The following is a 7,330-nucleotide window of genomic DNA, read 5'->3' as shown; positions in this document are numbered from 1 at the left end:
CGCGAGGGGGCTGGCAAGCCCCCTCGCCTAGGGGCGAAGCCCCCAGTGAGGCTGCCCGAGCGCAGCGAGGACCATGCCTGTCGGGGGTCGAAGGGGGCGGCAGCCGCCTCCGCAAAATGAGGCTTAGGAGGTGGTTTCGCGCCACCTGTTGGTGATGGGGAGGCGGCGGTCGCGGCCGAAGTTCTTCGGGGTGATCTTCGGGCCCGGCGGGTACTGGCGGCGCTTGTACTCGGCCGTGTCCACCAGGCGGATGATGCGCGTCACCAGGGCGGGGTCGTGGCCGGCCGCGATGAGCTCCTGTACGCCCATGTCCTTCTCGACATAGTCGTCGAGCAGCCGGTCCAGCACCTCGTACGGCGGCAGCGAGTCGGTGTCGCGCTGGTCGGGCCGCAGCTCGGCGCTCGGCTCCTTGGTGATCGAGTTCTCCGGGATGGGCCGCTCGGCGTCGAGGCGGAACGACGGGTCGCCGTGGGCGTTGCGCCAGCGGGACAGCTCCCACACCATCGTCTTCGGTACGTCCTTGATCGGGGCGAAGCCGCCCGCCGAGTCGCCGTACAGCGTGGAGTAGCCCGTCGCCAGCTCGCTCTTGTTGCCGGTCGTCAGCACCAGGTGGCCGTGCTCGTTGGACAGGCCCATGAGGATCGTGCCGCGGACGCGGGCCTGAAGGTTCTCGGCGGCCAGCCCGGACAGGTCGATCTCCTTCTCGAAGGCGTCGACGATCTCGCCGATCGGCACCACCCGGGCGTTGATGCCCTGCCTGCGTACCAGCTCCTCGGCGTCGCCGAGCGAGTGGTCGGAGGAGTAGCGCGAGGGCATCAGCACCACGTGGACCCGGTCCGGCCCGATCGCGTCGGAGGCGATGGTCGCGGTCAGCGCCGAGTCGATGCCGCCGGACAGGCCGAGGATCACCGACTGGAAGCCGTTCTTGGCCACGTAGTCGCGTACGGCGAGCACCAGCGCCGAGTAGACCTCCGCGTGCGGGTCCAGCCGCTCCGCCACCCGCGCGGGCACGGGCTCGCGCGGCTCGACCGGGTCGGACGACAGCACCAGGCGGTCCACGGTGATGGTGGAGCCGTCGCCCGCGTCGTACGGGAACGCCCCGGTCTCGGCGGTGGAGACCGGAAGGTCCAGGTCCACCACGAGCAGCTCCTCGCGGAACTGCCCCGCGCGCGCCACCAGCTCGCCCGCCGCGTCCACCACGATCGAGTCGCCGTCGAAGACCAGCTCGTCCTGCCCGCCGACCTGGTTGACGTAGACGAGCGCGCACCCGGCCTCACGCGCCCTGCGCGCGCACAGCTCCAGGCGTACGTCGTCCTTCTCCTTCTCGTACGGCGAGGCGTTGGGCGCCACCAGCAGACCGGCACCCGCCTGGCCCACCACGGCCACCGGGCCGCCCTCCTGCCACAGGTCCTCGCAGACCGCGATCGCCACGTCGACCCCGTGCAGCCGGAAGATCGGCAGCCGGTCGCCGCGCACGAAGTAGCGGTATTCGTCGAACACCCCGTAGTTGGGCAGGTGGTGCTTGGCCGTGCGGACGACCACCTCGCCCCGGTAGAGCACCGCGGCGGCGTCGAGTGAGGCGCCCTTGGGCTGGCCGATGCGCGGCGCGAGCCCCGCCCGGTCGACGTAGCCGACGACCACGGGCAGCTCGCCGAGCCCCTCCTCCCGCAGTCTCAGCGCGACCTCGCCCAGCGTCCTGATGCTGGCGTCCACGAAGGACGTACGCAGGACCAGGTCTTCCACTGGATAGCCGGTGAAGAACATCTCCGTGAAGACGGCCAGGTGCGCGCCGCGGTCCGCGGCGTCGCGGGTCCACGTGAGCAGTCGGTCGGCGTTGCCGGAGAGGTCGCCTACGGTTGGGTTTGTCTGTGCCAGCGCGATGCGGAGATGTGCCACAAAGGTCAGCCTAGTACGGTGCCGTTTTTATCGTCCAAGCGACGAGAAGTGGGTTCGCTCACAGAGCCGGCTGGAGGGCGCGCCGCCTGATCGCCGGGCCGAGCGCCAGCATGGCCACCGCCGACAGCAGCCCGACGCCGCCCACCGTGAACCACAGGGCCTGCGGCCCCACGTCCAGCAGCGCGCCACCGGCCAGCGGCGCCAGCACCGAAGCGGCCGACCACGCGAACCCGAACAGCCCCGAGTAACGCCCCCGCAGGTGCGCGGGCGCCAGCGCCGCGACGATGGTCCCCGCGATGCCCGCCGTCATGATCTCGCCGGCCGTCCAGACGGCGATGGTGACGCCCAGCCAGACGGCATCGGTGACGAACGCGGTGAGCGCGAACCCGCCCCCCGTGATGGCCAGCCCCAGCGCGAGCGTCCTGGCGGCGTCCAGGCGGCCGATCCAGCCGGACACCAGCGGCTGCGCGATGACGATCAGTACCCCGTTCAGCGCCATCGCCACCCCGAACTCCCCGGTGGACAGTCCCACCTGCTTGACCATCGCCACCGGCAGCATGGTCACCGTCTGCATGTACACCAGCGCCTGCCCCAGCACGACGAGCGTGAAGGCGACCATCACCCGGTCGCGCAGCACCACGCCGAACCCGCCCGTCGACTTCCGCTCGGTCGTGCGGGTCTCGGGGACCGCCCGCCAGACCAGTACGGCGAAGACCACGCTGCTGACGGCGTCGATCCAGAACAGCCAGCCGAAGCCGAGCTGGGCCAGCCACCCGCCCGCCGTCATCCCGACCGCGTAGCCGAGGTTGATGGCCCAGAACAGCAGCCCGTACGCCCTGGGCCGCTCCACCGGCGAGACCAGGTCCGCCACCAGGGCGTTGGACGCGGGCCGATAGGCGTCTACCACCAGCCCCAGCACGAACATCGAGGCCGTGATCGCGGCCAGGGAGGTGCTGTACCCCAGCGCCAGCATCGCGGCCGCGGTGGCGATCATGCTGCCGGACAGCGTGGCGCGCCGCCCGATCCGGTCGGTCAGCCACCCGCCGAGCAGTTGCGAGATCAGCGACCCCGCCCCGAACACGGCCATCACGAGCCCCGCGCCGGCCACCGAGACGCCTCTGGCCTGTGTCAGATAGACGCCGGTGAACGGCATCACCATGGTGCCCAGGCGGTTCACCAGCGTGCCGCTCCACAAGGCCCAGAACGGCCGGGGGAGTCCGCCCACCTGGGACCTCAGAAATGATTGCTTCTCAACAACGGTGCTAGTCACGGGACTAAGACTGATCTGTCGCCTTTGGTGGCCGCGAACGATTTAGGGCAGACTAAAAGGTATGTCGGTGATGTGGGTGATGCGGCCGGAGGACGTCGCGCGGATCAGGTTCGCGTTCTCGCCTATGTGGGAGCTGGTCGCCAGCCTGCGTACGCTGCAGGACCCGGCCAGGCAGTCGCTCCACCTGCCGTGGATCAAGTGCGTGCGCCCCCGCCTCGCGGAGCTGGACCTGACCGAGCTGTTCGCGCTCGTCCCGCCGAGCGGCTATCTCGCCGACTTCATCACGCCGCCGCCCGACACGCCGCTGCCGGACTTCTCCGCCGAGCTGGATCGCGTACGGCTCACCCCGCCGGAACGGGCCCGCGCCGAGGCGGCCGAGGTACGGGGAACCGACCCGGCGGTGATCGAACGGTTCATGGCCGATCCGGCGGCGGGTGTGGCCCGGGTCGCCGACGCGCTGCGGATTTACTGGGAGACGTGCTTCGCCGAGTTCTGGCCGCGCGTCTACGGGCTGCTGGAGCGCGACGTGCTGCGCAGGTCGCGGCAGCTGGCCCAGGGCGGTGCCCGCGAGCTGTTCGCGGCGCTCGATCCGGCCGTGGAGTGGACGGGGGAGCGGCTGCACATCGACCGGCCGTGGTGTGCGCAGGGCGGGCTACATGGCGACGGGCTGGTGCTGGTGCCGAGCGCGTTCTACTGGCCGTCGGTGGCCGTGATGTCGGCCCCGTACCAGTCGATGCTGGTCTATCCGGTGCTGGGCGTCGGGACGCTGTGGGAGCAGGGCCCGCCGCCCGCGCCCGAAGCGCTGGCGGCGCTCATCGGGCGCAGCCGGGCGCGGATCCTGCTCGCGCTGGCCGAGCCCAGCACGACCTCGGCGCTGGCCGGGCGCATGTCGCTCACGCCCGGCGCGGTCAGCCAGCACCTCGGCGTGCTCAGCGGCGGCGGGCTGGCCGTCGGGATGCGCGTCGGCAAGCAGGTCGTGTACCGCCGCACCGCCGCGGGCGACACGCTGGCCGCGAGCACGCCCGCCCCCGCGCTCGCTCCCACACCCGCCTTCGCCGGTCGTCAGTTGTAGCGGGTGGACTCCAGGAGCCAGTCGAGGTGGGCGCGCGGCGCGGCCAGGTAGGCGCACGCCACCTTGCTCACATCGCGCGCCAGCCTGGGCGTGAGCGTGTCGAGCGGCAGGCTCCGGGCCGCCTCGCGCATGTCCTGGCAGCGCTCGGCGATCCGGTCGAGCACCCAGGCCGTGGCCTCCGGCTGGTCCAGGCCGAGCTGGTGCATCACCACCACGACGAGGTTGTGCCCGTCGCCGCGTTCCTTGGGCAGTGAGGCCACGTCGTTGCACCAGGCGGTGACGTCGGTACAGGCGTCGACGAGCTGCTGCCACGGCTCGCAGGCGTGCACCCACGCGGGCACCTCCACCCGCAGGCACGGCTCCACGAGGTCGTAGAGGTAGGGGCCGACGGTCCCCCTGCGCAGCGCCGGATACTGCTCCAGGGTCGGTACGCGGCCCGTGGCGCGGTTCTCGGCCTCGATGCGGCAGGCGTCGTGCTGACGCCGCAGGTTGGCCGCGAACCTGGTCCGCCACAGGTCGCTCATCCGGGCGCTGGTCACCCGCCACAGGTCGGCGAAGGCCGCCTCCAGCGGGTGGGCCGCGCCGCCCGCCAGCAGGCCCTGGAAGACCTCCAGCCGGCCCGGCCCCTCGTCGAGCTCGTCGTCGAGGTTGAACAGCCAGGTCAGCCACTGCGCGAACAGCGCCGCCGCGGCCGCGTCGAACTCGGCGAACGCGCGGCCCGCCATCCGGTGGAACCCCACACCGGGACCGGCGTGGAGATCGGTTCGCCGGGCCCAGTCCAGTACGGCCGCCTCGATCGCGTACACGGCCGGATGCATGCGGCAGGGCTCCGCCATGGCGGGCACCCGCTCGGTGAGCACCAGCAGCGTGGTGGCGGCGGGCGCGCCGCGGCGCGGCCCGGGAGCCAGCGGCTTCCACTGGAGCATGGACCTCAGGGCGGTGCGCACCGAGGTGATCACGTCGGTACTCATAGGGGACCAAAGAGCCAGTTGCCCGCGGCGCTCGGGTCGTCGCTGACGTAGTACTGCCGGGCGGCCACGATCAGCTCGTCCACGGTCAGCACGCCCCTGCCCGCCCGGTCGAGCCGGTCGAACGCCTCGTCCACGTCGTCGTAGGCGGTGCCGAAGGCGCTCAGCAGCGTACGGAACTCGCGGGGCCCGATCAGGCCGTCGCCGTCGTCGTCGCAGAGGTCGGCCACGGCCGCCGTGGCGGGCCGGAACACCGGGTCGTACAGGTCGCCCTCGACGAACGCCGCCGCCATGCCTTCGCGGAACTCCTCCCGCAGGATCTGGCATTCGCCGTCCCGGCCGAGCACGCCGGACAGGGTCGACCAGATCCCGTCGAAGCCCGCGACGAGATCGCTGCCCGTGACCGAGGTCGGGGACTCTCCGAATCCCACCAGGAGCCGGGCACCCAACCCCAGCAGGTCCACACGCTCGATGACGCCCTCGCCGCCCGCGTCGATGTGGTCGAAAGCCCTATCAAACTTGTGATTGAGCAGGTCGATAGCCACCAATGCCTCCCCCGAGACTGACTGCGTGATCACGATAGGTGCGGCCGGGCTCTTTGTCAGCGAGGCTCGCACCGGGACCCCACGTAACGTGTGCGAAACACGGACACGGCATCCTGATAGGGAACTCAGTACTGTCTTCGCTAGGGGATGCTTTGGACCGCCAGCAGGAGTTCGTGCTCCGCACGCTCGAGGAACGCGACATCCGGTTCATCCGGCTCTGGTTCACCGACGTTCTCGGCTTCCTGAAGTCGGTGGCGATAGCCCCGGCCGAGCTCGAAGGCGCCTTCGCCGAGGGCATCGGCTTCGACGGCTCGGCCATCGAGGGCTTCGCCCGGGTCTACGAGGCCGACATGCTGGCCAAGCCGGACCCGGCGACGTTCCAGATCCTGCCGTGGCGCAGCGAGACGCCGGGTGCGGGCCGCATCTTCTGCGACATCCTCATGCCGGACGGCTCGCCGTCGCACGCCGACCCGCGCTGGGTGCTCAAGCGCACGCTCGCCAAGTGCGCCGACATGGGCTTCACCTTCTACACCCACCCGGAGATCGAGTTCTTCCTGCTGAAGAACCGGCCCGAGCCGGGTCAGCGGCCTGAGCCGATCGACTCCGGCGGCTACTTCGACCACACCCCGCACAGCTCGGGCCACGACTTCAGGCGCCAGGCGATCATGATGCTGGAGTCGATGGGCATCTCGGTCGAGTTCAGCCACCATGAGGGCGCGCCCGGCCAGCAGGAGATCGACCTGCGCTACGCCGACGCGCTCACCACGGCCGACAACATCATGACCTTCCGGCTGGTGATGAAGGAGGTCGCGCTGGAGCAGGGCATCTGGGCCTCCTTCATGCCCAAGCCGTTCACCGAGCACCCGGGCTCCGGCATGCACACCCACATGTCGCTGTTCGAGGGCGACCGCAACGCCTTCTACGAGGCCGGTGCCGACTACCAGCTCTCCAAGATCGGCCGCTCGTTCATCGCCGGGCTGCTCAAGCACGCCGCCGAGATCACGGCCATCACCAACCAGTGGGTCAACTCCTACAAGCGCCTCTGGGGCGGTGCGGAGGCCATCGCCGGCCAGGGCGGCGAGGCGCCGTCCTACGTCTGCTGGGGGCACAACAACCGGTCCGCGCTGGTGCGGGTGCCGATGTACAAGCCGCACAAGGGCGGCTCGACGCGCATCGAGTTCCGCTCGCTCGACTCGGCCTGCAACCCCTACCTGGCCTTCGCGCTGATCCTCTCGGCCGGCCTGAAGGGCATCGAGGAGGGCTACGAGCTCCCGGCCGCCGCCGAGGACAACGTGTGGACGCTCACCAGCGCCGAGCGGCGCGCCCTGGGCATCCAGCCGCTGCCCCAGTCGCTGGACGAGGCCATCGCGGTCATGGAGCAGAGCGAGTTGGTGGCCGAGACGCTGGGCGAGCACGTCTTCGACTTCTTCCTGCGCAACAAGCGCTCCGAGTGGCGCGACTTCCGCCGCCAGGTCACGGAGTTCGAGCTGGGACGTTATCTGCCGGTCCTGTAAGCGCGGGTCGGCCGGGCGGTGCGTCGTGACGCGCGCCGCCCGTCCTGCCAGGATGGCCCTTCACC

6 protein-coding genes are annotated in these 7,330 nt (G+C 70.8%); 2 read left to right on the top strand and 4 right to left on the bottom strand.

The features are described 5' to 3' along the window. Positions 1-123 precede the first annotated feature (123 nt). Both AB0B61_RS41210 and AB0B61_RS41205 read right to left on the bottom strand, forming a co-directional pair. Positions 124-1,896 carry an NAD+ synthase gene (locus AB0B61_RS41210; RefSeq protein ID WP_358444301.1) on the bottom strand — a complete coding sequence of 591 codons (1,773 nt, stop codon included), beginning with the start codon at positions 1,894-1,896 and terminating at the stop codon, positions 124-126. A 58-nt stretch (positions 1,897-1,954) separates the two neighbouring features. Continuing rightward, positions 1,955-3,121, bottom strand: a complete 1,167-nt coding sequence (locus AB0B61_RS41205; RefSeq protein WP_358444298.1) for an MFS transporter — start codon at positions 3,119-3,121, stop codon at positions 1,955-1,957. Positions 3,122-3,227: 106 nt separating this feature from the next. Between AB0B61_RS41205 and AB0B61_RS41200 the strand changes: the two genes are divergently transcribed. Further along, the gene (locus tag AB0B61_RS41200) at positions 3,228-4,238 is read left to right on the top strand and encodes a DUF5937 family protein (RefSeq protein WP_358444295.1); all 1,011 of its coding nucleotides are present in this window, start codon (positions 3,228-3,230) and stop codon (positions 4,236-4,238) included. Here AB0B61_RS41200 and AB0B61_RS41195 read toward each other — a convergent pair. Together AB0B61_RS41195 and AB0B61_RS41190 are read right to left on the bottom strand one after the other, a co-directional pair. Then, on the bottom strand, positions 4,229-5,209 hold the full coding sequence (locus AB0B61_RS41195; RefSeq protein ID WP_358444292.1) for a terpene synthase family protein: 981 nt from the start codon (positions 5,207-5,209) through the stop codon (positions 4,229-4,231). The two genes, AB0B61_RS41200 and AB0B61_RS41195, sit on opposite strands and share 10 nt — an antisense overlap. Next, on the bottom strand, positions 5,206-5,751 hold the full coding sequence (locus AB0B61_RS41190; protein ID WP_358444290.1) for a hypothetical protein: 546 nt from the start codon (positions 5,749-5,751) through the stop codon (positions 5,206-5,208). Before AB0B61_RS41190 ends, AB0B61_RS41195 begins: the two co-directional genes overlap by 4 nt. Before the next feature lie 152 nt (positions 5,752-5,903). Between AB0B61_RS41190 and glnA the strand changes: the two genes are divergently transcribed. Beyond that, the gene (gene glnA, locus AB0B61_RS41185; RefSeq protein ID WP_225299839.1) at positions 5,904-7,265 is read left to right on the top strand and encodes a type I glutamate--ammonia ligase; all 1,362 of its coding nucleotides are present in this window, start codon (positions 5,904-5,906) and stop codon (positions 7,263-7,265) included. Positions 7,266-7,330: the final 65 nt, after the last annotated feature.

Source organism: Nonomuraea sp. NPDC049158, from assembly GCF_040648335.1.
GTDB lineage: Bacteria > Actinomycetota > Actinomycetes > Streptosporangiales > Streptosporangiaceae > Nonomuraea.
Note: the sequence above shows the minus strand (reverse complement) of the source record. Positions and strands in the feature narration are given on the sequence as shown.